We start from the raw sequence: 22514 nt of genomic DNA on the forward strand, positions 1-22514 counted from the left end.
CGAGCCCTCCGAGGGTGGCCGCGCGACGTTGCGCGCGCGGCTCGTTCAAGACGTCACCGGCGGCATCGCCGCACGATGGGGGGCAAGGTTCGCGCGGCGGGCATCGCGCGCGCCGCGGCGCACCGCGCGCCAGTGCTCGCGGATCCGCTCGCGCTTGGCCGTATGCAGCGACAGCAGCACGTGCGCGAGGCCCGGGTAGACGCGCGTACCGACCAGCGTCCACCACCACCACGCGATCTCGCGCCGGACCGGCGACAGATGCTCGCGCAGGATCAGGTGCATGTTGTACGCGCCGTTGCTGATCGCATTCAGCGACGCGGCATCGCGCCGGTCGTCGTCGAAGCGCTCGGCCGGGAAATGATCGACCGCGATTGCCGGGTCGTAGACGAGCTTCCAGCCGTCGCGCTGCACGCGCATGCTGAAACCCATGTCGTTGTGCACCTGCGCCCCGGCGCCGCGCAGCCGCGTGTCGAAGCGCAGCCGCTCGATCGCGGCACGGCGATAGCTCATGTTCGCGCCTTTCAGCATGTCGACTTCGCGCGCACCGCCGACGCCGAGATGATGATTGCCGACGATCTTGCCGGACAGCGTGAGCTGGCCGACGAGTTCGCGCGATTCGTCGAGCACGCGGCCCTTCTCGTGCACCCAGTCGCGCCCGCCGACCGCGCCCACGCGCGGATCGGCTGCGAACACCGACTCGACGCGGGCAAGCCAGTCGGGATGCGGCGCCGCGTCGTCGTCGGTGATTGCGACGACGTCGCCGTTCGCCGAGTCGAGCCCCTTGTTCAGTGCGGCGACCTGGCCCGGCACCTCGACCGGCACGATGCGCAGCGGCAGCGCGCCGCCGACCGCCGGATCGGCGAGCCGTTCGTGCGTGGCGTCGTCCTCCGGGCGCGCGACGACGATCACCTCGTCGGGCAGCCGATGCTGCCGCTGCAGCGCCGCCAGGCAGCGCGCGAGGTCGGCGGGACGCCGATAGGTCGGAACGAGCACGGAAATTTTCATCGTTGGTTCTCCTGTCGGCCGGGCGGGCAACGCTCGCTGCCCGCCCGGTTACGTGCGATGCGGATCAGGCGCTCAGGTATTCATGCACGGCCGCATAGCCGCGGCCGTAGCCACGCGCCTTCGGCGGCACGCCGTTGAAGATCCCGCCTTCCAGGTCGACACCCGCGGTGCGCAGGCGCTTGATCGCGTCGGCGATCTCGCCCTCGGTATGCATGCCCGAGCGCAGCACGAGGAACGTCGAGCCGGCCATGCGGCCGATGATGGTCGCGTCGGTCACCGCCAGCACCGGCGGCGAATCGATCAGCACGACGTCGTAGCGCTTGCCGAGCCCTTCGAGGTATTGCGGCAGGCGCGTCGACATCAGCAGCTCCGACGGGTTCGGCGGGCGCGTGCCGGCCGAGATGAACGACAGACCCTGCACCGGCGTCTCGCGCACGGCATCTTCGAGCGCCGACTGGTCGCTCAGCAGCTCGGACAGGCCCGGCTGCGACGTAAGGCCGAAGTAACGGTCGAGCAGGCCGCGACGCATGTCGGCGTCGATCAGCAGCACACGCTTGCCCGAATGGGCGAGCAGCACCGCGAGGTTGACCGTCAGGAAGCTCTTGCCGATGCCGGGCGTCGGGCCCGTCAGCACGATCACGCGGTTCTTCGCGTCCATCATCGCGAACTGCATTGCAGTGCGCAGGCTGCGCAGGCTCTCGACACTGAGATCCTTCGGACGCAGGCTCGCGAGGATCGGCCGCGCACGGCTGCCGCCCTTCTCGGCCTGCGCGTCGAGCTTCACCTGCTCGGCGCTTTGCGGCACCAGCCCGTACAGCGGCAGGTTGAACGCGCGCTCGATGCGGTCCGGATCCTCGATGCCCTGGAACATGTTGCGGCGCAGGAACACGACGCCCGTGCCGAGGATCAGCCCGAGGAACACCGCGGCCGACAGGATCAGCACCTTCTTCGGCTTGACCGGATCGCCCGGACGCAGCGCCGAGTCGACGAGGTGGATGTTGCCGCCCGTGCCGGCCTTCTGCACCGACAGCTCCTGCACGCGGTTCAGCAGCAGCACGTAGATGTCCTCGGCAACCTTCGCGTCACGCTGCAGCTGGACGGCCTTCACTTCGGTGGCCGGCAGGCTGCGGAAGCGGTTGCTGAACTTGTCCTTCTCGCCCTGCAGCTCCGCGAGCTGCTGCTTCGCGGCGATCACCATCGGGTGCGAATCGGTGAAGCGCTGCGCGAGCGACGCGAGTTGCAGGCGCTGCGCGGCGATCTGCTGCTCGTACTGCACGCTGCCTTCGAGGTAGACCTTCGCCTCGTCGCTCGCGTTGATCGAGCCCGACGTGCGCTGATACTGCGTCAGCGCGGCTTCCGCGCGTTCGAGGTCGGCCTTCAGGCGCGGCTCCTCGCCCTTCAGGAAGTCGAGCATCTTGGTCGCTTCGGCCTGCTTCGCGACCACGTGCTGGTTCAGGTACGACTGCGCGAGTGCGTTCGCGATCGCGGCGGTCTGGTCCGGGTCCTTGCCTTCGAGCGAGATCTGCACGACGCCCGTCTGCTTGCCCTGCTCGGTCACCTGGATGCCGGTCTGGAAGCCGCTGATCGCGTCGAGATCGTTGTAGCGGACCACCGTGAACTGCGTACCGGGGCGCGCGACGAGCTTCGACACGAGCAGCGTCACACCGCCGCCCTGCGCCGATTCGCCGACATGACCCGACAGCAGCCGCATGCCGTTCTGGTCGACGATCGAATAGGTGCCGTTCGGGCCGGCTGTCAGCGTCAGCTTCTTGCCTTCGAGCGCGGGCACGACGTTGATCGAATCGACGTCGGCGACTTCACCGCCCCAGGCGTACGACTTCAGGCCGAGCCACGGCCGCGCCGGTTCGCCCGGGGTCGCGACGCGCGCGGCGAAGCTGCCGATCACCGGCAGCGTCTTAGGCACGACCGAGAAGTTCAGCTTGAACTGCTCGACCACCGGTGCGACCACGCCGCGGCTCTTGATGATCTCGATTTCCGCGTCGGTCGGCGCCTGCTGCGGGCCGCTGTTGATCGACGCGCCCGTCTGCGTCTGCGTGAGCGCCTGCGACGTGTTGTCGTTGCCCTCGACCCGCACGTGCACGTCGGCCTGATAGACCGGCTTCGCGACGAAGCAGTAGAGGCCGGCGAGCGCGACGACCGTCACCGCGATGCCGAGCAGCAGCCAGATGTCGTCCATGATCACCTGGAGCAACTGGCCGAGGACGACGTCCTCTTCCTCGGTTTTCGCGGACAGATCCGCGTAGGAGTGTTTCGCTTGCGTGTTCACCATTCGTTCCCGCTTGAGTGGTGCCGGGGCGGAGGCGCCGCCCCGGCGGGCTATCAGCGCGTGATTTGTCGCATGAAGAAGATCGTCTGGATCGTCGGCAGCACCTGCTGCAGCACACGGTTGAACTGCACCGAGCTGGCCGTGCTGACGTAGACGACGTCGAGCGGCTGAAGCGGGAAGCGGCTCGACAGCATCAGCGCATCCGGCTGCGTCATGTCGAGACGGAACACTTCCGGCTTCGTCGGGTTGTCATGCATCCCGCGCATCACGTAGATCTTGCGCGGGTTCGCATCCGTGTCGAGGATGCCGCCGCCGGACGTCAGCGCATCGGCGAGGGTCAGCTTGCCCTTGAGCATCGGCACCGTGACCGGCGTCTTGACCTCGCCCATGATGAACACGCGGCTGTCGCTGCGGTCCGGCACGTTGATGATGTCACCCGGCTGCAGCATCACGTTCTGCTTCACTTCGCCGCGATCGAGCACGCCGTTCGCGTCGAGCGTGTAGAGCTTGCCGTCGCGCGTCAGGCGCACGCGCTGCAGGTCGGCCTCGTTGGTCGAGCCGCCCGAGCGCGAGATCGCGTCGACGAGCGTCAGCGGCACGTCGCTCACCGCGAGCGGGCCCGGCTGCTTCACCTCGCCCGTCACCTGCACCTTCTGGCTGCGGAACGACAGCACGCGCACGTCGAGCTGCGGATTCTTCACGTAGCGCGACAGCGTGGTGGCCATCTGCTCGCGGATCTGCGCGACCGTCTTGCCGGCCACCTTGATGCGGCCGACGAACGGGAAGAAGATCGTGCCGTCGGATGCGACCGTCTGGCCGTACGGATCGGCCTGGCCCGGCAGCGCGGTCGTATACGGCTGCTGCAGCGCGCCGGCGACCGACTGCGTCGTGTTGCCGCCGCTCGAGAACGACTGGCCCTGCGGCGTCGTCAGCTCGGGGTGGTCCCACACGGTGACGCCGAGGATGTCCTGCGGGCCGACGCGGTACACGTACTCCGACGGATCGGTGTAACGTCCGGGCGGCAGCGGATGGTCGACCTGCGCTTTCTGCAGCTGGTCCATCACCACTTTGGCGTCGATGTAATGAACCGGATAGGTTTCGGCCGCTTCCTGCCGGCCTTCGTCCTTCAGGTTCGACGAGTCGAGGTAGTTGCCGGGAGCGGTTGCACAGGCTGACAGGAAAGTCGTCAGCGCGACGGCAAGCGCCACCGGGCGCATCGGGCGTTTCAGCATAGTTTCTGTAGCCATCCTTGAACCAGACGTTCGATCAGTGAGTAGCTCTCGCGGTAATCGGCCTCGGGGCCGCCGTGCGGGTCGGCAATCTCGGCCCCTTCCCACTTGCCGAGCAGGTGGACCTTGCCGCGCGCGAACGGATCGACCGATTCGACGGCCTTGATCTGTCCACGCTCGCTGACGAGAATCAGGTCGGCGTCGCGCACGATCCGGCGCGACAGCCGCCGCGAGCGGTGGGTCGTCGCATCGACGCCCCGCTCGGCAAGCAGCTGACGCATCACCGGATCGATGCCGTCGCCGTCGTTCGCATGCACGCCCGCCGAGTGGAACGTCGGGCGCGGGCCGCCGCGTGACGCGACGTGCGACTTGAACAGCATTTCCGCTGCCGGGCTGCGGCAGACGTTCGCGTGGCAGACGATCAGGATGTTCCGGAACATGGCGTCTCGTAACGAGTGACGGGAAACGGGTTACGCGCTTGCAGGCGCGGTGCCCGGCACACGGGCGGCGACGGCCTGGCGCGAGCCCGGCCGGCCGATCGGGTGGTATTCGATGCCCTGCTCGCTCATCGTCTCCGGCTCGTACAGGTTGCGGCCGTCGAAGATCACCGGCGTCTTCCACAGGCGGCCGAGCGCGATGAAGTCGGGGCTCTTGAAAATCTTCCATTCGGTGACGATCACGAGCGCGTCGGCATCGCGGGCGGCCTGCGCCTCGTCGTCGACGAAGCTCAGGCGCTCGAGCCAGCTCGGGTGATCGGCGAGATCGAGCGCGATTACGCGGCGCGCTTCCTGTTGCGCGACCGGGTCGTACGCGGCGATGCGCGCCCCGCGCGACAGCAGCTCGGCGATCAGCTCACGGCTCGGCGCCTCGCGCATGTCGTCGGTGTTCGGCTTGAACGCGAGGCCCCAGATGGCGAACGTGCGGCCGGTCAGGTCTTCGCCGAAGCGCGCGACGATCTTGTCGGCGAGCACGCGCTTTTGCGTCGCATTGACCGACGACACCGCCTTCAGGATCTGCAGGGCCTGCCCGTTCTCGTCGGCCGTGCGGATCAGCGCCTCGACGTCCTTCGGGAAGCACGAGCCGCCGTAGCCGCAGCCGGCATACAGGAAGTGATAGCCGATGCGCGGATCGGAGCCGATCCCGCGGCGCACGGCCTCGATGTCCGCGCCGAAGCGGTCGGCGAGGTTCGCCAGTTCGTTCATGAACGAAATGCGGGTCGCGAGCATCGCGTTCGCCGCGTATTTCGTGAACTCGGCCGAGCGCACGTCCATGTACAGCGTGCGTTCGTGGTTGCGGTTGAACGGCGCGTACAGCTTCTTCATCAGCTCGCGGGCGCGCTCGCCCGGCACGTCGTCGTCGCAGCCGATCACGATGCGGTCCGGCCGCGTGAAATCGTCGACCGCGGCGCCTTCCTTCAGGAATTCCGGATTCGACACGACCGAGAACATCTGGTCGGCGCCGCGCTTCGCGAGCTCTTCCGCCACCGCCGCGCGCACGCGCTCGGCCGTGCCGACCGGCACCGTCGACTTGTCGACGATCACCTTGAAGCCCGTCATGTGGCGGCCGATGTTGCGCGCCGCCGCGAGCACGTATTGCAGGTCGGCCGAGCCGTCCTCGTCGGGCGGCGTGCCGACCGCGATGAACTGCACGTCGCCGTGCGCGACCGCGGCCTCGATGTCGGTCGAGAACCGCAGGCGGCCCGCCGAGCGGTTGCGCGCGATCACTTCCTTGAGTCCCGGCTCGTGGATCGGCACGCCGCCGTTGTTCAGGATGTCGATCTTTGCCTGGTCGACGTCGAGACAGAACACGTCGTGCCCGATGTCGGCGAGACAGGCGCCGGTGACAAGACCTACGTAACCGCTGCCGATGATAGTCAGATTCATGATGTGTCGGACCTCTTGACCAATGATTCGAAATTCGTAAAGCCGGAATGCCTGCGTGGCGCGGCCTCGAGACTCAGTAAGCGTTGCTGCCGGTGAAGCCTTTCCAGAGCGTCAGCACGACGATCTTGATGTCGAGCCAGAACGACCAGTTCTGCATGTAGTACAGATCGAGCTTCACGCGTCCCATCATCTTCTCGATCTGGTCGGTCTCGCCGCGAAAGCCGTTGATCTGCGCCCACCCGGTGATGCCCGGCTTGATCCGGTAGCGGAACATGTAGCCCTTGACCAGATCCTTGTAGATGTCGTCGTGCGCAAGCGCATGCGGGCGCGGGCCGACCACCGACATCTCGCCCTTCAGCACGTTGATGAACTGCGGCAGCTCGTCGAGGCTCGTGCGACGCAGGAACCGGCCGACCGGCGTCACGCGCGAATCGTTCTTCTTCGCCTGCGTGACCTGCCCCGCCACTTCCTGGTGCACCTTCATCGAGCGAAACTTGTAGATCTCGAACTCGTGCCCGTCGATGCCCTTGCGCTTCTGGCGGAAGAACACCGGCCCGCGCGACGTCAGCTTGATCAGGCACGCGATCAGCAGCATCACCGGTGCGAGGCCCGTGAGCGCCACCAGCGCGAACGCCCGGTCGAACACGAACTTCGGCAGGATCCGCACGTCGGTGATCGGCGACGCCGCAAGGTTGATCGCCGGCACGCCGAGCACCTCGACCACTTCCTGGTTGAAGAACGACAGCGTGCGCACGTCCGGGATGAAGCGGATGTTCACGAAGTCGTGGCGGAACACCGTCACGATCTGGTGAATCCGGCGCTCCTCCGTGATCGGCAGCGTGAGCCACAGCTCGCTGATCGCACGGCTGCGCACCAGCCACACCAGCGAGTCGAACTGCCGCTCGATGCGCACGTCGTCGAGCGCGACTTCGCCCGGCGCTTCGCTTTCGTCGTACACGCACACCGGATTGAAACCGGCTTCCGGCCGCGCCCGCATCTGCGCAATCAGCCGCCGCGCCGCCGGCGTACCGCCGACGATCGCGACCGCCTTCAGGTTGTAGCCGCCGCGACGCAGCTGCCGCAGCACGACGTGCACGCAGGCCTTCGAACCGACGAGCAGCGCCATCGTCACGAGCGCCCAGTAACCCAGCCACAGCCGCGACAGGTCGCCCGACTGATGAAAGCTGAAGCTCAACAGGATGCCCGCGAGCTCGACCACGAGCCACGCGAACGCAACCCGCCCCACCAGCCCGACGAGACGCTTGCCGCGCCACGACTGGTAGATGCCGAAGGCAGGAAAGCACACGACGACGAGCAGGCAGTCGAACAGCATCATCGTGCGCTGCAGGTCGTTGAGCCAGATGCTGCCACCGTGCAGCGTGGCGGCGATCAACGCCCCCATCACGACCATCGCGATATCGATGACTCTCGCCAGCACGCTCAACATGTCTGCTTCCTCTTTGAACAGGCGTTTGCCGAACAGCTCCTTGTGCGACCCGTGCCGCACATTCGATTCAAACGTTGCATGACGCTATTGAAGCGGTAAGAAAATTCCTCCTCAAGCGCACAAGTATTTCGAAAAATAATCGGAAATTCTTGCCGCGAAGTTTTTGAATTAAATCGGCAGGTTTTCCCGAAATGCTCAGGAATCGGGAATTTTTCGGAACCTTTACGATTTCCGCGCACCCTTTGCGGGCGGTCAAGACCGGCCGATTCCCCGATTTATTTTTTATTTTTTTATTTGCATCGGATGCTAGCGCGGAAAATTCTTCCTGATGAATGCCTGGCGAATATCAAACAATGGACCCGGTTTTATTGTCGATTTACTTCGTGCTACAAAGATAGGCACTGACTTCAACCGTGGAGAGTGTCCTCATGAATGCTCCGGCCGTGGCTGCCGAAACGCGCCATTCTTCTTCCACCGCGCCCGCCGCCGGCACGCGCGTCGCCGTGCAACCGGTGATTCTCGCCGGCGGTTCCGGCACGCGCCTGTGGCCGATGTCGCGCGAACGTTTTCCAAAACAGCTGATCGGCCTGCTCGGCGAACATTCGCTGCTGCAGTCGACCGCGCTGCGCCTCGACGGCCTGACGGCCGCCTATCCGCTGAACGACGACGTGCTGATCGTATGCGGCGAGGATCACCGCTTCACGACCGCCGAACAGCTGCGCCTGACCGGCAAATCGGCATCGATCATGCTCGAGCCGATCGGCCGCGACACCGCGCCCGCGCTGACGCTCGCCGCCCTGCGGCTCGTCGCCGGCGGCAACGATGCGGTGATGACCGTGATGCCGGCCGACCATGCAGTCGCCGACCTGCCGCGCTTTCACGCGGCTGTCGCAGCCGGCGTGCACTGCGCGATGCAAGGCAAGATCGCGACGATGGGCATCGTCCCCAAGCACGCGGAAACCGGCTACGGCTACATCCGCGTCGGCGCGCCGCTCGGCGATGCCGGAACGGGCAGCCTCGACGTGCGCCGCCTCGACCGTTTCGTCGAGAAGCCGCATCTCGAACTCGCTCAGCAGTACGTCGCATCGGGCGAATACTGGTGGAACAGCGGGATCTTCATCGTTCGCGCGTCGGTCTGGCTGAAAGCGATCCGCCAGCTCGAACCGGCGATCTACGCAGCCTGCGAACAGGCCGTCGCCCAGGGCAAGGCCGATGGCGATTTCTTCCGCGTCGATCGCGACGCATTCGCCGCGTCGCCGTCGAATTCGATCGACTACGCGGTGATGGAGCCGCTCGCGACCCTGCCGCAACTGTGCGAGAGCGTCGTCGTGCCGCTCGACGCGGGCTGGTCGGACGTCGGCTCGTGGGACGCGATCTGGCAGATCTCGCCGAAGGACGAAGCCGGTAACGTCGGCCGCGGGCACGTGCTGCTCGAAGGCGCGGAATCGACGTTCGCGCATTCGGAAAGCCGGCTCGTCGCCTGCGTCGGCACGCAGAACCTCGTCGTCGTCGAAACGCCCGACGCCGTGCTGGTCGCGGACAAGTCGCGCGTGCAGGACGTGAAGAAAATCGTCGGGCTAATCAAGGCGCAACGCGGCGCGGAAGCTGCCGATCACCGCAAGGTCCATCGCCCGTGGGGCCACTACGACTCGGTCGACATGGGCGAACGCTTCCAGGTGAAACGCATCGTCGTGAAGCCGGGTGCGCGACTGTCGCTGCAGATGCACCACCACCGCGCCGAACACTGGATCGTCGTGCGCGGCACCGCGCGCATCACGCGCGGCGACGAAACGTTCCTGCTGTCGGAAAACGAATCGACGTACATCCCGCTCGGCGTGTCGCACCGCCTGGAGAACCCGGGCAAGATGCCGCTCGAGCTGATCGAGGTGCAGTCGGGCGCGTATCTCGGCGAGGACGACATCGTCCGCTTCGACGATACCTACGGCCGGCAGTAACAACGCGTGGTATGCCCGGGGCGCCGCTTCGACAGCGGCGCCCCGGGCAAGGCAGACATGGAAAGACGGAATTTCCGCGCGGGCGTCGTGGCACACGACCGCCCGCGCGTTGCATCGGAACGGCGATCAGCCTACGCGGTACACGTATTCGCGACGCTCCGACTGCACCGGATCGTTGCGGCTTTCGGACAGCGCGCCCGCATGACGCTCGGCGATGAAGCGCTTGATGTCCGACTCCGCACGCGCAAGCGCGGACAGGCCGGCCAGCACCTCGCCTTGCGGCTCGCGCACCGGTTCGTCGCTCGCGCCATGGCGATCGATCCACTGGCGCGCCCAGTCGAGCGCGAACTGCTCGGCTTCCTCGGCATCGGTGAAGCGCGGGCCGATGAGGCCCGAGCGCTCGACGCGCCGGTCGTCCCGCGTAATCTCGGCCCACGCGCGATACATCAGGTTCTGCACGGGCTGCGCGATACCGCAGATCGTATAGCCGCGATATTCGTCGACTTGCGGTTCGGCCGCGGCGAAGCTCGCCGACGACGCATGCGCATGGCGCAACTCCGTCGACGGTGCGCCCGGCACCGTGAACGACGCGGCCGACGGATCGACCACTTCGTCGACCGGCATCGCGCTCAGCGACGCGCCCTCGCCCTCCCAAACGTTTGCCTGCGCGACCGGCAATTGCCACGATTCGGGGTTTTGCCAGAACACGCCGCGCAAACGGTCGTTGTCGGGCACGGGCTCGGCACGACGCGCGGGCACGACCGGCACCGGCGGCGGCGGGATATACGCGAACGTGCGCCCGCTGAACTGGGTCAGCACGTCGATCATCTGCAGCAGCGTGCCGGACGCGAGCCACTCTTCGTAGCGGCGACGGCACGTCGGCCCGGACGGGTAACGACCGGGCAGCTTCGACCAGGCTTCACCGGTCGTCAGGATCCAGAGCACCGCATTGGCAACGACGCGCGGTTCGGCGCGTGGACGCCCACGACGGTTCAGCCGGATGGGTTCATCGGCGATCAGCGTTGAAAGACGAAACCACTCTTCATCGTTAAGCTCATCGAAGAACATAGTAGATCTCTCCACGCAGCCAGGCCGGGGCTGCGATTGGCGGCGCCGTCGCGACACATCGCGTCGCGGGGCGGCCAGGTTGCACATTATGGTTATCCGGGGTTGTGCATGCCGGTGCCGCACCGCACTTTCACGGTGCCGCGATTCCCGGCTATGACGCACAAATCACGGTCTCACTCCAATGTGGGAATTTTTGTGCACGAAGCATACCATCCCTAGGGTTAATCTCAATATGACAATGACTTAATGTTACGCACTGAAACAACCAGCCATGGATGCGTAATGTATTTACGCATGAATTTTTTTGCGAGATCTTTATGCCCGTCGCTGGAAAGCCCCGTCTGGCGGGGCTCTGCAGCGTATGAAGAATAGCTTTTTATGTGCATTTTCGGGCCGCTCCGACCCCTGCCGGCAACAATCCGGCGCATTGCTGCCCGACATCGGTAAATCAGGGGAAAAAGCGTAACAAGATATTCACGAATCGGTAAATCATTCAAATTCTGCCGATTTTAATTATCTCCGTGCACAATCTTTTTATTGTTTCTCTGCGGGTGATGAAAGCACGGCGACGCGCGATGCACGTTTTTCGCCACATGCAAACTCGTGACGTCTGTTACATCTTGGCGGCGGCAGGCGCGCGACAGCGCCGCATCGTCTGCGGAAATCCTGTTTCGGGTCGGAACGGAAAAACGGAAAACGGTGCGCAGGTCGTGCCGGATGCGCAGCGGACGCGTCAGCGCAGATCGCCGGCCAGCGATGCGGTCACGTCCGCGTCCACCCGCTGCGCCGGCATCGTGTAGGCCGGGTGATCGCAGCCGATCGACAGCGCCGCCCCGCCCTTGAGCGCCGCACGCATCGGCGCGCCGAACTCGAAGCGCACGAAGTGCACGGCCGACGTCTTCTCGGCGTTGTCGCGCTCGAGATCCTCGTCGGCGATCGCGTAGACGCCGGGGTACCCGTCGACCTGCAGGTACACGCGATCCTCGACGCCGATCAGCCGCGCGAGCGCCGCGCGCCGTTCGATCTCGTGCTCGTACTCGATCTGCATCGTCGCCTTCAGGTTCGTGCCGTCGGGCACGAGCGGCAGATACGCTTCCAGCTCCCCTTCGATGCCCGCCTGGTCGAAGATCTTCTCGATGTGCAGCATCTCCTGGATCTGGTAGCGGATCGTCGTCTCGTCCTCGAACAGGAAGCGCAGGTGATTGCCGAGCGCCACCGCGCGGCGGCGCTTGTACGCGACGAGCCGCGCGTGTTCGGCCTTGCGGATCTTTGCGTACGCTTCGAGCGTCAGCAGGGAGTCGCGGGTCAACGTCATGGGAGGTCCTCGTGGGTCGGCCGGCGGCGGCTCAGATGCCGTACGCACGGCGCAGCAGCGTAAGCGGATGCGCGAGCGGCGCGGACGGCAGCCCCTTGTCGTCGATGCCCTGCACGATGTGATGGCCGGCCAGCGCGCAGTCCGACGACACGAAATCCGGCTGCGGCTCGGCCATCGCCTTGAACACGGGCCCGCCGATCCGCATCGCGTCCGCATGGAATTCCTTCTTCACGCCAAAGGTGCCCGCATGGCCCGAGCAGCGCTCGACGACATTCACGCGCGTATCGGGCACGAGCGACAGCGCGTCAGCCGTCTTGCGGCCGATGTTCTGCACGCGCGCGTGGCATGGCACGTGATACGACACGGTGCCGAGGCCCGTCTTGAAATCGGTCTTCAGCAGTCCGTCGCGATGGCGCGCGATCACGTACTCGAACGGATCCCAGAATGCGTCGGCCACCGCGCGCACGGCTTCGTCGCCGGGGAACATCAGCGGCAGCTCGCTCTTGTACATCAGCACGCAGCTCGGGATCGCGCCGATCAGCGCATAGCCTTCGCGCGCATAGCGTTCGAGCACGGGCAGGTTCACGGCCTTCTTCGCGGCCACGCCGGCGAGGTTGCCCTGCTCGAGCAGCGGCATCCCGCAGCAGGCTTCGCGCGTGACGAGTTCGTACGGGATCTCGTTGTGCGCGAGGATCGCGAGCAGGTCGTGACCGATGCCCGGCTCGTTGAAATTCACGTAGCACGTCGCGTAGATCGCGACCTTGCCGGGCGTGCGTTCGCCGTCGCGCACGGGCAGGCCGTCCGAGGGCTTCGCCGTGCGCCGGAACTTGCGCGGCGCGAATTCCGGCAGCCATGCATCGCGATCGACGCCGAGCGCCGCTTCGAGCGCATGGCGCGCGGGCGGCGTGCGGTTCACCGCGTTCACCGCCTGCGTGACGATCGGAATGCCGGCGAAATGGCCGAGCGCATCGGTGTTCGACAGCACCTTGTCGCGCAGCGTCGCTTCGCCGCGCTTGTAGCGCGCGGCCTTGCCGCGCAGCATCAGGTGCGGGAAGTCGACGTTCCACGCGTGCGGCGGCACGTACGGACATTTCGTCATGTAGCAGAGGTCGCACAGGTAGCACTGGTCGACGACCTTGCCGAACGCGTCCTTCGGCACCTCCTCGATATCGCCCATCGGCGTGTCGTCGACCAGATCGAACAGCGTCGGAAACGCGCCGCACAACGACACGCAGCGCCGGCATCCGGCGCAGATGTCGAACACGCGCGTCATTTCCGCATCGATCGCGGCCTGGTCGTAGAACGCTTCGGACTGCCAGTCGAGCGGATGCCGGGTCGGGGCTTCGAGACTGCCTTCCTTGTGGGGCATGGGGCGCTCCATCCAGCGTGGCGCGCATGCGCGCCAGCGCCGCCCGCGCGATGCGGGCAGCGATGAACGAACAGCCGGCCGCTTGCCGATCGCACCGCCTGCCGTGCGACCCGCGGCGGCCCGTCAGTCGACGAGACTGTCCAGCGCCTTCGTATAGCGGTTCGCGTGGCTGCGTTCAGCCTTCGCGAGCGTCTCGAACCAGTTCGCGATTTCGTCGAAGCCTTCGTCGCGCGCCGCCTTCGCCATGCCCGGATACATGTCGGTGTATTCGTGCGTTTCGCCGGCGATCGCCGATTCGAGATTCTGCCGCGACGAACCGAACGGCAAGCCCGTGGCCGGATCGCCGACGGCTTCCAGGTATTCGAGGTGGCCGTGCGCATGGCCGGTTTCGCCTTCGGCGGTCGAGCGGAACAGCGCGGCGATGTCGTTCTGGCCTTCGACGTCAGCCTTCGAAGCGAAATACAGATAGCGCCGGTTCGCCTGCGATTCGCCCGCGAATGCGGCCTTCAGGTTCTCTTCGGTTTTGCTGCCCTTGAGTTGAGCCATTTGCGCCTCCGTTCGAGTCGGCGCGGCCGCATGCGAAGCCGGGCCGATCAGGTATGTGGGGAACGATGCGTGTGCCGGGGCGCGCGCATCGTGCTCTTCAATCTAGGCGCTCGCGTTCGCATCCCCCAATAGGCTTTTTCAATCCGGGCGATAGTGCCGGGTGGGATGCGACGCGCGGGGCGTGCGGCCGGGCGCGCTCGGTACATCAGTGCATGGAGCCCGGCGCACGGTGCGCCGCAGGCGGGCGTCCTGCGGGCTGCGCCCTTCGGGCCTCGGGCCTCGGGCTTCGGGCTGCGTCCGTGCATCCGTGCGGGCTGCGTGCGTCCTGCGTGCGTCCTGCGTGCGTCACGCGTCCGTCGCGCGCCTGAGCAGCAATTCGCGTTCGCGCTCGTTGCGCGTCAGTTCCGCCGCGCGGCGGAATTCGGCCTTGGCCTCGTCGGCGCGGCCAAGCTTCGCCAGCAGGTCGCCGCGCACGCTCGGCAGCCAGTGATAGCGCGCGAGCGCGGGATCGTCGCGCAGCGCGTCGACGAGTTCGAGCGCCGCAGCGGGCCCGAACGCCATCCCGACGGCCACCGCGCGATTCAGTTCGACGACGGGCGACGGCGCGACTTCGGCGAGCGCGTCATACAGCGCGACGATCTGCGCCCAGTCCGTATCCGACGCATGCCGCGCGCGCGCATGGCAGGCGGCCAGCGCGGCCTGCAGCGCATACGGCCCGCGTACGCCGCCGAGCTTCGTCGCGCGTTCGAGCGCCGCGAGGCCGCGCCGGATCAGCAGCGGATCCCAGCGGCTGCGATCCTGGTCGAGCAGCAGCACGGGCCGGCCCTGCGCGTCGGTGCGCGCATGCATGCGCGACGCCTGCAGTTCCATCAGCGCGACGAGCCCGAGCACCTCGCTTTCGTCCGGCGCCAGCCCCGCCAGCACGCGACCGAGCCGCAACGCCTCGTCGCACAGAGCCGGGCGGGTCCAGTCGTCGCCCGAGGTCGCCGCATGGCCTTCGTTGAACACGAGATAGATCACTTCGAGCACCGACGCGAGCCGCGCGGGCCGCGCATCGGCGGCCGGCACCTCGAACGGCACGTGCGCCGCCGCGAGCGTGCGCTTGGCGCGCACGATCCGCTGCGCGATCGTCGGCTCGGGCGTCAGGAACGCACGCGCGATCTCGCCCGTCGTCAGCCCGCCGAGCAGCCGCAGCGTCAGCGCGACGCGCGCATCGGTCGACAGCACCGGGTGGCACGACGTGAAGATCAGCCGCAGCAGATCGTCGCCGATGTCGTCGTCGCTCGCGTCGGCAAGCGCCTCCGCGATGTCGGGGACGACATGCGCTTCGAGCGCGTCCATCTCGTGGCCGAGCTGGTCGCGCTTGGCCGCATGGAGCGACTCCTGGCGCACACGGTCGAGCGCGCGACGCTTCACGGCCGTCATCAGCCAGGCGGCCGGGTTGTCGGGCACGCCGTCGACGGGCCAGTGCTCGAGCGCCGCGACGAGCGTGTCCTGCGCCAGCTCCTCGGCCACGCCGACGTCGCGCACCACGCGCGCGGCGCGCGCGATGATCTTGGGCGCCTCGATCCGCCAGACCGCTTCGATCGCACGGTGAGTCGCCTCACGCGTCACGACGCCTGCCCCTGGGCGGACGCATCCAGCGGCATGGCCATCAGCTCCCATGCATGGCCGTCCGGATCGTCGAACCCGTGACCGTACATGTTCGGGTACTCGCGCGGCGCTTGCGGTGCGGACCCGCCGGCCGCCAGCGCCTTCGCGACGATTGCGTCGACCTCGGCGCGGCTTTCGCACGACAGGCACGACAACACCTGCACCTGCGTCGCCGGATCGATGATGGTCTTGCCGGTAAACGTCTGGAAGAACGGTCGCACGAGCAGCATCGCGAAGATCGTGTCGCTGATCTTGATGCAGGCGGCCTGTTCGTTGGTATAGGCCGGCACGACCTCGAAGCCGAGCGCCTGGTAGAACGCCTTCGAACGCGGCAGGTCGGCCACGGGCAGGTTGATGAAGACCATCTTGTGCATGTCGGGTACTCCCGGTGAGGTTGGATTCAGGTGGGCAATCAATCAGGCGCCGGTGCGGCCGACGTGGAGTTCGCGAAACCGCTCGACCGCGTCGCTCGGCGTGAGGTCGTCAAGCTCGAACAGCGGCCGCACCTCGATCTCGCAATCCATCTCGGCGCCGAACGGCGCGGGAAACCGGCGCGTCCATTCGAGCGCTTCTTCGCGCGAACGCACCTGGATCAGCGTATAGCCGGCGATCAGTTCCTTCGTTTCGGCGAACGGGCCGTCGACCACCGTGCCCTGGCCGCCCGTGTAGCGCACGCGCCAGCCGCTCGCGCTCGGTCGCAGCCCGTTTGCGTCGAGCAGCACGCCGGCCCTGGCCAGTTCCTCGTGATAGACGGTCATGGCCTCGACCAGCCGGTTGTCGGGCAGCGCGTCGGACTCGCTGACGGCGTTCGCCCGGATCATGATCATGAATCGCATCGTTGACTCCTTGTCATCGGTGGCAGGCGGCGCCCGTTCTTCGGCGCCTTATCCGGACGACGGCCGGAAGACGGCCGGATCGACACATTCCGCGACAGATCAGGGTATCTACCGAGTCGCGACCTTCACAGGAAGCACGGGCCGACCGCGCGCACCTCGACCGTGCACCATTGCGCAGCCGGGCACTGGCGCGCGATCTCGATCGCCTCCTCGCGCGTGTCGACGTCGACGAGGAAGAAGCCGCCGACCATCTCCTTCGCCTCCGCGAACGGGCCGTCGAGCAGGCGCGTCTCGCCGTCGCGCACCTGCACGCGCGTCCCGCGCTCGGAACGCTCCAGCGACTCGACGCCGCGCAGCACGCCGCGCGCCTTCAGCGTCTCGGCGAAATCGACCATCCGCGCGTACAGCGCCTGACCTTCGTCGAGCGTGCGTTCGGCGCGCTGGTCGGTCGGCTCGACAATCAACAGCATGTAAGACATGGATTTCTCCTGTGGGAACGGGGCGCGGCAGCGTGCGCTGCGCGATCGGGATGCGCCGACCGATGCAAAAGCGTAGCAGCCGCCGGGTGGCTTGCATCGTCGGCCAATCGGTACTGGCCGGACGGCCATTTCGGCCGCTTCCTGACATTTTGCCGTCAAGATGCCTTCCCGAACCTTCGGATTTTCTTCCTGTGGACCGCCCCATGTCACGCCTGCTTGCGCCGCTTGTCGTTGCACCGTTCATCGCCCTGGCCACCCTCTTCGCCCCCGCCGCGTCCGCCACCCTCTTCGCCCGGCCGGCCGCGGCCACACCGCCTATCAGCGCCGGCTGCGGCGGCGCAACCACGCCGATTGCCGACCTCCGCGGCGCCGGTGGCCCGTCGCCGCTTTCCGGCCGAACCACTTCGATTGAAGCGGTCGTCACCGCGGCATTCGGCGGCGCCGACGGCCTGGGCGGCTTCTTCGTCCAGCAGGCCGACGCGCAGCGACGGCACCGGCCGGGCGTCCCGGAAGGCGTGTTCGTGTACGCACCGAACGCGCGCGCGAAGGCTGGCGATCTCGTGCATCTCACGGGCCGCGTCGACGAGCGATACGGCCGGACGCAATTCACGCTGTCGGGCGGCATGACCGTCTGCGCACGCGAACAGACGGTCACACCGGCAACACTCACGCTGCCGGTCGCCACGCCCGCCGTGCTGGCCGCACATGAAGGCATGCGGGTGCGCCTGCCGCAAACGCTGACGGTCAGCGACACGCACGAACTCGGCCGCTACGGCAGCATCGTCCTCAGCAACGGCCGGCTGCGCATCCCGACCCACGTCGCACCGCCGGCCGAGGCCGTCGCGCTCGCGGCCGCCAACGCACGCAACCGCATCGTGCTCGACGACGGCTCGAACCGCCGCGATCCCGCGACCGTGCGCTATCCGCCGCCCGCGCTGAGTGCCGCCAACACGCTGCGCGCGGGCTACACGGTGCGCGGCGTCGAAGGCGTGCTCGAACTGCGCCACGGCGCGTGGCGGCTGCAACCGGTTGCCGGTGCGGCACCGGTGTTCGATGCCGCCGCGAACCCGCGTACCGATGCGCCGGCCCGGCATCCCGCTGCCGACGTGCGCATCGTGTCGTTCAACGTATTCAACTATTTCAACGGCGACGGGACAGGCGGCGGATTCGATGCCCCGGCCAACCGCGGCGCGAAAACACCCGCCGCGTTCGCGCGGCAGGAGGCGAAGATCGTCGCGGCATTGCGCGCGTTGCGTGCCGACGTGATCGGGCTGATGGAAATCGCGAACAACGGCTACGGCGACGCGAGCGCCGTGCGGCGTCTCGCCGCGCAACTTGGCGACGGCTGGCGTGCGGTCGAGCCCGGCACCGCGCGGCTCGGCCTCGATACGATCGCGGTCGCGCTGCTGTACGACAGCCGCACGGTCGAGCCGGCCGGGCGCGCGGCGACCGTCGCGCTCGGCGGCCGGCACCGCCCGCCGCTTGCGCAGACATTCCGGCGCATCGGCGGCTCGCGCGCCTTCGCGGTCGCGGTCAATCACCTGAAATCGAAGAACTGCCCGAACGCGACCGGCGCCGATCGCGACCAGTCGGACGGCCAGGGCTGCTGGAACGCAGCGCGCACGCAGGCCGCCGCGCGCGTCGCCGACTGGCTCGCCACGTCGCCGACAGGCACCGCGGCCGACGGCATATTGCTGATCGGCGACCTGAACAGCTACGCGAAGGAAGATCCGGTTCGCGCGCTCGAATCGCGCGGCTACGCGAACCTGGTTGCCCGCTTCGGCGGCGATGCTGCGTACAGCTACGTATTTCACGGCGAAGCGGGCAACCTCGACCACGCGCTCGCCACGCCTTCACTCGCCGCGCGCGTGAAAGCCGTGCACGTCTGGCACATCAACGCCGACGAACCGGTGGCCCTGCAACCCTTGCCCGATTACAAAACGTCCGCGCAACGGTCGTCCTATTACGCACCCGACGCGTACCGCTCATCGGACCACGATCCCGTCGTGATCGACGTCGCGCTTGGCGACAGCGCATAGGGGCGGCCGCGGGCACGAACCGTGCGCGTCCACACAGCATCGACTAGTGCATTTGCATCAGCACAAGGCCTGCAACGGCACTATTTACCGAACCACCCTGGCGACGCCATATTTACCAGGCTTTCACCGCGTACGGCAGCCCGATACGCCGCTTCGCCCGGCATGCGAATTTTTTTCAACCGCCGTGCCGCCCCATGTGGCGGGGCTTCGCGGCGATCCTGCCGACGAATTGAAAATTTGTCTCGAAACAAAATTGGGCCACGTGAATCACATAAGTTGCTGGGATTCGTCTTATCTTCAAATTTGCCTTGAATCGAAGGAGGATAAACACCATGGCGCTCACCGACTCGATTGAACACAAGCTGGATCGCGGCCTCGCCGACATTCGTCGCACGGGCCGGCGCGTGGGCCGCACGACGCGCTCGGCCGCCCGCGACCTGCATGCCGACGTCACCGACGATCTGCGCGGGCTGGTCGACGAACTCGAAGATCTGCTGAAAAACGACGGCGACGGCGATATCGCCGCGCTGCGCAAGCGCGTGCAATCCAGGCTCGATGAAGCGCGCAGCGCGCTCGACCATGCGTCGGGCAGCGCGGCGGCCCGGCTGCGCGATTCGGCCGAACGCGTGTCGCAGGTCGTGCACGACAACCCGTGGCAAACCGCCGGCGTCGTCGCCGGCCTCGCGTTCGTTGCGGGCCTGCTCCTTGCCCGCCGTTGAACGGGGCCGGCCGCTCCGCTGCCCGCACCGTCCGTCCTCAATCAGATAACGAAGGAGAAACGCCATGCAGAAGACCTTTGCCATGAAAGCCGCCGCCGCCGTCCTGCTCGGCGGCCTCGCGCTCGCCGGCTGCACGACCACCCCGGACAAACCGGAAGGCGCCGCGGCCAGCGCGTCGAAGCGCCAGTCGATCGACGCCAGCGTCAACGCGACGCTGTCGCGCCTCTATTCGACGGTGCCGGGTTCGCGTGAACTCGTCGGGAAATCGCGCGGCGTGCTCGTGTTCCCGAGCGTGCTGCAGGCCGGCTTCATCGTCGGCGGCCAGTCCGGCAACGGCGCGCTGCGCGTCGGCGGCAGCACGGTCGGCTACTACAACACGTCGTCGCTGTCGGTCGGCCTGCAGGCCGGCGCGCAATCGAAGGCGATCGTGTTCCTGTTCATGACGCAGGACGCGCTCGACTCGTTCCGCAAGTCCGAAGGCTGGGCCGCCGGCGCCGACGCATCGGTCGCGGTCGTGAAGGTCGGCGCGAACGGCGCGGTCGATACGACCACGGCCACCGCACCGGTCGAGGTGCTGGTCCTGACCAACGCCGGCCTGATGGGCGACCTGTCGGTGAACGGCACCAAGGTCACGAAGCTCAATATCTGACGATGCGACACGCGGTGTTGCGCCGCGTCGGCTTCCCGGCAGCGCCGCGGCCCCGGCCGCGGCGTTTTCGCATGTGCCGCGCGCAGCGGCTATGATGGCGGCACCTTTGCGGGCATACTCCGGATCGAGCCGACCGGCGGACGGCCGCCCCGCGGCGCGTTTCGCCGCGAACCCGTGACGATCGCGAACCGATCGCGCGCGGGACAACGAGATTCAATCAAACCACGCATCAATCTGCGCGAATGTCATCCATGGAAAGCGGACACGACCACCAAAAATTCTTCTATTTCCTGCTGGCCGCGGTCACCGTCGGACTCTGCTGGATCCTCGCGCCGTTTTCCGGTGCGGTGTTCTGGGGCACCATTCTCGCGATCCTGTTCCAGCCCGTGCAGCGCTGGCTCGCCGCGCGCTTCGGCAAGCGGCGCAACCTGGCCGCGCTCGTGACGCTGTCGCTGATCGTCCTGATCGTGATCCTGCCGCTCGTGTTCGTCGCCGCGACGCTCGTGCAGGAAATCGCGTACGTGTACCAGGAAATCAAGACCGCGCAGCCTAACTATTCGCAATACTTCCAGGACATCATCCACGCGCTGCCGTCGTCGATCCAGCACCTGCTGCAGAAATACGGGCTGAGCAACCTCCCGGGCATCCAGAAGAGACTGACCGATGGCGCCGCGCAGATCAGCCAGCTCGCGGCAGCGCAGGCACTCAGCATCGGCCAGAACACGTTCCAGTTCGTCGTGAGCTTCGGCGTGATGCTGTACATGGTGTTCTTCCTGCTGCGCGACGGCGGCGAGATCGGCCGTCGCGTGCACCGCGCATTGCCGCTTGACGACGAGCACAAGAACCTGCTGCTGGCGAAATTCACGACGGTCGTGCGCGCGACCGTGAAGGGCAACATCGCGGTCGCGCTCGTGCAGGGTGCGCTCGGCGGCCTGATCTTCTGGATCCTCGGGATCGAAGGCGTCGTGCTGTGGGGCGCGCTGATGGCGTTCCTGTCGCTGCTGCCCGCGATCGGCGCGAGCCTCGTATGGGTGCCGGCCGCGCTCTACTTCCTGATGATCGGCGCGGTGTGGAAATGCGCGATCCTCGTCGCGTTCTGCGTCGGCGTGATCGGCCTCGTCGACAACCTGCTGCGCCCGATCCTCGTCGGCAAGGATACGAAGATGCCCGACTGGGTCGTGCTGATTTCGACGCTCGGCGGGATGGCGCTGTTCGGCATCACCGGCTTCGTGATCGGGCCGCTCGTCGCCGCGCTGTTCATGGCGAGCTGGGACATCTACGCACGCGCGGAACAGGCCGAATGACACGCCGCGCGGCCACGTGCCGCGCATCGGCGGACATTCGCCGTCACGGATGACGAATGCGGATCACGACGGGCGCCACGGCGCCCGTTTCTTCATCCACCGCCAGCCTCATCACACCGCCATACGGCCCCACGCGATACGTACGGCCCGATACCAGCGGCACGCTTCGATCGTCGTGTGCATCGCGCCAGGTTGCACGCACACCCGCAGCGACATCCGGCGCGAACGGCGCGCCGTCGGGCGCGACCAGCGCTACATGGGCACCCGGCAAACGCCGGCCATGCGCATCGAATCGCAGCGTTGCCGCCACCTCGCCGTTCGCCCGCTCTCGTCCCTCGACCACCACGCGCGACCGCGCATCGAGCGTCACGTCGTAGCAATCGACGAGCGCGCCGGTGAACCGCACGATGCCGCCTGACGCGGCGTGCCCGGCCGCCACCGCATTCGACATCGCGAACGCCACGCCCAGCCCGATCGCGATCCTCCGCACGGCACCGGCACCCTGCACCGTTCGATTGCGCATCGCCACCGATACCGCCCGCTTCGTGTCGTTTCGCATGTTCCCTCTCCTCTGCCGCGTGACCAGAAAAAAGGCGGCGTGACGCATCGGTCACGCCGCCTGTCTGCTGGCAGTCACTTTAGGGAGAGAAGCCCGGACGATATATGGGACAAGTCCGAAACTAAGAAACGATCGATCGAACGCACCGCGTTCGACACCCGCTCGCGGCGGC

Annotated in this window: 20 protein-coding genes; 5 read left to right on the forward strand and 15 right to left on the reverse strand. The window is 67.0% G+C overall.

Annotated features, from left to right (window positions below):
- Positions 1-45: 45 nt before the first annotated feature.
- From ACN8ZM_RS26230 to ACN8ZM_RS26255, 6 genes are all read right to left on the reverse strand, one after another.
- Positions 46-1005 carry a glycosyltransferase family 2 protein gene (locus tag ACN8ZM_RS26230; RefSeq protein ID WP_301768041.1) on the reverse strand — a complete coding sequence of 320 codons (960 nt, stop codon included), beginning with the start codon at positions 1003-1005 and terminating at the stop codon, positions 46-48.
- 64 nt (positions 1006-1069) lie between these two features.
- Positions 1070-3295 carry a polysaccharide biosynthesis tyrosine autokinase gene (locus ACN8ZM_RS26235; protein ID WP_043177886.1) on the reverse strand — a complete coding sequence of 742 codons (2226 nt, stop codon included), beginning with the start codon at positions 3293-3295 and terminating at the stop codon, positions 1070-1072.
- Between the two features lie 50 nt (positions 3296-3345).
- Positions 3346-4524, reverse strand: a complete 1179-nt coding sequence (locus ACN8ZM_RS26240) for a polysaccharide biosynthesis/export family protein (RefSeq protein ID WP_043177888.1) — start codon at positions 4522-4524, stop codon at positions 3346-3348.
- Positions 4518-4961, reverse strand: coding sequence for a low molecular weight protein-tyrosine-phosphatase (locus ACN8ZM_RS26245; RefSeq protein WP_043177889.1), 444 nt, complete (start codon positions 4959-4961; stop codon positions 4518-4520). Before ACN8ZM_RS26245 ends, ACN8ZM_RS26240 begins: the two co-directional genes overlap by 7 nt.
- Positions 4962-4991: 30 nt before the next feature.
- Positions 4992-6404 carry a UDP-glucose dehydrogenase family protein gene (locus tag ACN8ZM_RS26250; RefSeq protein ID WP_043177890.1) on the reverse strand — a complete coding sequence of 471 codons (1413 nt, stop codon included), beginning with the start codon at positions 6402-6404 and terminating at the stop codon, positions 4992-4994.
- A 73-nt stretch (positions 6405-6477) separates the two neighbouring features.
- A complete protein-coding gene (locus ACN8ZM_RS26255) occupies positions 6478-7851 on the reverse strand; it encodes an undecaprenyl-phosphate glucose phosphotransferase (protein WP_122949728.1) in 1374 nt (457 codons plus the stop codon).
- Positions 7852-8279: 428 nt separating this feature from the next.
- Here ACN8ZM_RS26255 and ACN8ZM_RS26260 point away from each other — a divergent pair, with 428 nt between their 5' ends.
- Entirely contained in the window at positions 8280-9806 is a 1527-nt protein-coding gene (locus ACN8ZM_RS26260; protein ID WP_420211173.1) for a mannose-1-phosphate guanylyltransferase/mannose-6-phosphate isomerase, read from the forward strand.
- Positions 9807-9932: 126 nt separating this feature from the next.
- Here the strand turns inward: ACN8ZM_RS26260 and ACN8ZM_RS26265 are convergent, their stop codons facing one another.
- From ACN8ZM_RS26265 to ACN8ZM_RS26300, 8 genes are all read right to left on the reverse strand, one after another.
- The gene (locus ACN8ZM_RS26265) at positions 9933-10874 is read right to left on the reverse strand and encodes a transposase (protein WP_043177893.1); all 942 of its coding nucleotides are present in this window, start codon (positions 10872-10874) and stop codon (positions 9933-9935) included.
- Between the two features lie 733 nt (positions 10875-11607).
- A complete protein-coding gene (locus tag ACN8ZM_RS26270) occupies positions 11608-12189 on the reverse strand; it encodes a DUF3501 family protein (protein WP_420211174.1) in 582 nt (193 codons plus the stop codon).
- 31 nt (positions 12190-12220) lie between these two features.
- Positions 12221-13558 carry a heterodisulfide reductase-related iron-sulfur binding cluster gene (locus tag ACN8ZM_RS26275; RefSeq protein ID WP_089453445.1) on the reverse strand — a complete coding sequence of 446 codons (1338 nt, stop codon included), beginning with the start codon at positions 13556-13558 and terminating at the stop codon, positions 12221-12223.
- A 123-nt stretch (positions 13559-13681) separates the two neighbouring features.
- Positions 13682-14104, reverse strand: a complete 423-nt coding sequence (locus ACN8ZM_RS26280; protein WP_043177896.1) for a rubrerythrin family protein — start codon at positions 14102-14104, stop codon at positions 13682-13684.
- 345 nt (positions 14105-14449) lie between these two features.
- Positions 14450-15718, reverse strand: coding sequence for an RNA polymerase sigma factor (locus tag ACN8ZM_RS26285; protein WP_089443032.1), 1269 nt, complete (start codon positions 15716-15718; stop codon positions 14450-14452).
- Entirely contained in the window at positions 15715-16131 is a 417-nt protein-coding gene (locus tag ACN8ZM_RS26290; protein ID WP_420211175.1) for a VOC family protein, read from the reverse strand. The genes ACN8ZM_RS26285 and ACN8ZM_RS26290 overlap by 4 nt, the downstream gene beginning before the upstream one ends.
- A gap of 42 nt (positions 16132-16173) precedes the next feature.
- Positions 16174-16593 (reverse strand): YciI family protein, encoded by a 420-nt coding sequence (locus ACN8ZM_RS26295; RefSeq protein ID WP_420211176.1) that lies wholly within the window; start codon positions 16591-16593, stop codon positions 16174-16176.
- A gap of 125 nt (positions 16594-16718) precedes the next feature.
- The gene (locus tag ACN8ZM_RS26300; protein WP_034185206.1) at positions 16719-17072 is read right to left on the reverse strand and encodes a YciI family protein; all 354 of its coding nucleotides are present in this window, start codon (positions 17070-17072) and stop codon (positions 16719-16721) included.
- A gap of 203 nt (positions 17073-17275) precedes the next feature.
- On the opposite strand from ACN8ZM_RS26300, the gene ACN8ZM_RS26305 reads away from it, so the two are divergent.
- From ACN8ZM_RS26305 to ACN8ZM_RS26320, 4 genes are all read left to right on the forward strand, one after another.
- On the forward strand, positions 17276-19111 hold the full coding sequence (locus tag ACN8ZM_RS26305; protein ID WP_420211177.1) for an ExeM/NucH family extracellular endonuclease: 1836 nt from the start codon (positions 17276-17278) through the stop codon (positions 19109-19111).
- A 332-nt stretch (positions 19112-19443) separates the two neighbouring features.
- Complete coding sequence (locus tag ACN8ZM_RS26310) at positions 19444-19830, forward strand: DUF883 family protein (protein ID WP_043177905.1); 387 nt, start codon at positions 19444-19446, stop codon at positions 19828-19830.
- A 64-nt stretch (positions 19831-19894) separates the two neighbouring features.
- Complete coding sequence (locus tag ACN8ZM_RS26315) at positions 19895-20479, forward strand: BPSL1445 family SYLF domain-containing lipoprotein (RefSeq protein ID WP_089453450.1); 585 nt, start codon at positions 19895-19897, stop codon at positions 20477-20479.
- Between the two features lie 251 nt (positions 20480-20730).
- Positions 20731-21783 carry an AI-2E family transporter gene (locus ACN8ZM_RS26320; RefSeq protein WP_420211178.1) on the forward strand — a complete coding sequence of 351 codons (1053 nt, stop codon included), beginning with the start codon at positions 20731-20733 and terminating at the stop codon, positions 21781-21783.
- 43 nt (positions 21784-21826) lie between these two features.
- Here the strand turns inward: ACN8ZM_RS26320 and ACN8ZM_RS26325 are convergent, their stop codons facing one another.
- Positions 21827-22342 carry a thioesterase gene (locus ACN8ZM_RS26325; protein WP_420211179.1) on the reverse strand — a complete coding sequence of 172 codons (516 nt, stop codon included), beginning with the start codon at positions 22340-22342 and terminating at the stop codon, positions 21827-21829.
- Positions 22343-22514: the final 172 nt, after the last annotated feature.

Source organism: Burkholderia aenigmatica (genome assembly GCF_048627025.1).
GTDB classification, from domain to species: Bacteria; Pseudomonadota; Gammaproteobacteria; order Burkholderiales; family Burkholderiaceae; genus Burkholderia; species Burkholderia aenigmatica.

Excerpts from the sequence above, each read along its gene's own strand:
- ACN8ZM_RS26250 (WP_043177890.1), bottom strand. The coding sequence starts at position 6,404 with ATGAATCTGACTATCATCGGCAGCGGTTACGTAGGTCTTGTCACCGGC.
- ACN8ZM_RS26235 (WP_043177886.1), bottom strand. The coding sequence starts at position 3,295 with ATGGTGAACACGCAAGCGAAACACTCCTACGCGGATCTGTCCGCGAAA.
- ACN8ZM_RS26300 (WP_034185206.1), bottom strand. The coding sequence starts at position 17,072 with ATGTCTTACATGCTGTTGATTGTCGAGCCGACCGACCAGCGCGCCGAA.
- ACN8ZM_RS26310 (WP_043177905.1), top strand. The coding sequence starts at position 19,444 with ATGGCGCTCACCGACTCGATTGAACACAAGCTGGATCGCGGCCTCGCC.
- ACN8ZM_RS26240 (WP_043177888.1), bottom strand. The coding sequence starts at position 4,524 with ATGCTGAAACGCCCGATGCGCCCGGTGGCGCTTGCCGTCGCGCTGACG.
- ACN8ZM_RS26255 (WP_122949728.1), bottom strand. The coding sequence starts at position 7,851 with ATGTTGAGCGTGCTGGCGAGAGTCATCGATATCGCGATGGTCGTGATG.
- ACN8ZM_RS26320 (WP_420211178.1), top strand. The coding sequence starts at position 20,731 with ATGGAAAGCGGACACGACCACCAAAAATTCTTCTATTTCCTGCTGGCC.
- ACN8ZM_RS26265 (WP_043177893.1), bottom strand. The coding sequence starts at position 10,874 with ATGTTCTTCGATGAGCTTAACGATGAAGAGTGGTTTCGTCTTTCAACG.
- ACN8ZM_RS26280 (WP_043177896.1), bottom strand. The coding sequence starts at position 14,104 with ATGGCTCAACTCAAGGGCAGCAAAACCGAAGAGAACCTGAAGGCCGCA.
- ACN8ZM_RS26245 (WP_043177889.1), bottom strand. The coding sequence starts at position 4,961 with ATGTTCCGGAACATCCTGATCGTCTGCCACGCGAACGTCTGCCGCAGC.
- ACN8ZM_RS26305 (WP_420211177.1), top strand. The coding sequence starts at position 17,276 with ATGTCACGCCTGCTTGCGCCGCTTGTCGTTGCACCGTTCATCGCCCTG.
- ACN8ZM_RS26275 (WP_089453445.1), bottom strand. The coding sequence starts at position 13,558 with ATGCCCCACAAGGAAGGCAGTCTCGAAGCCCCGACCCGGCATCCGCTC.
- ACN8ZM_RS26290 (WP_420211175.1), bottom strand. The coding sequence starts at position 16,131 with ATGCACAAGATGGTCTTCATCAACCTGCCCGTGGCCGACCTGCCGCGT.
- ACN8ZM_RS26295 (WP_420211176.1), bottom strand. The coding sequence starts at position 16,593 with ATGCGATTCATGATCATGATCCGGGCGAACGCCGTCAGCGAGTCCGAC.
- ACN8ZM_RS26230 (WP_301768041.1), bottom strand. The coding sequence starts at position 1,005 with ATGAAAATTTCCGTGCTCGTTCCGACCTATCGGCGTCCCGCCGACCTC.
- ACN8ZM_RS26270 (WP_420211174.1), bottom strand. The coding sequence starts at position 12,189 with ATGACGTTGACCCGCGACTCCCTGCTGACGCTCGAAGCGTACGCAAAG.
- ACN8ZM_RS26325 (WP_420211179.1), bottom strand. The coding sequence starts at position 22,342 with ATGCGAAACGACACGAAGCGGGCGGTATCGGTGGCGATGCGCAATCGA.
- ACN8ZM_RS26315 (WP_089453450.1), top strand. The coding sequence starts at position 19,895 with ATGCAGAAGACCTTTGCCATGAAAGCCGCCGCCGCCGTCCTGCTCGGC.
- ACN8ZM_RS26260 (WP_420211173.1), top strand. The coding sequence starts at position 8,280 with ATGAATGCTCCGGCCGTGGCTGCCGAAACGCGCCATTCTTCTTCCACC.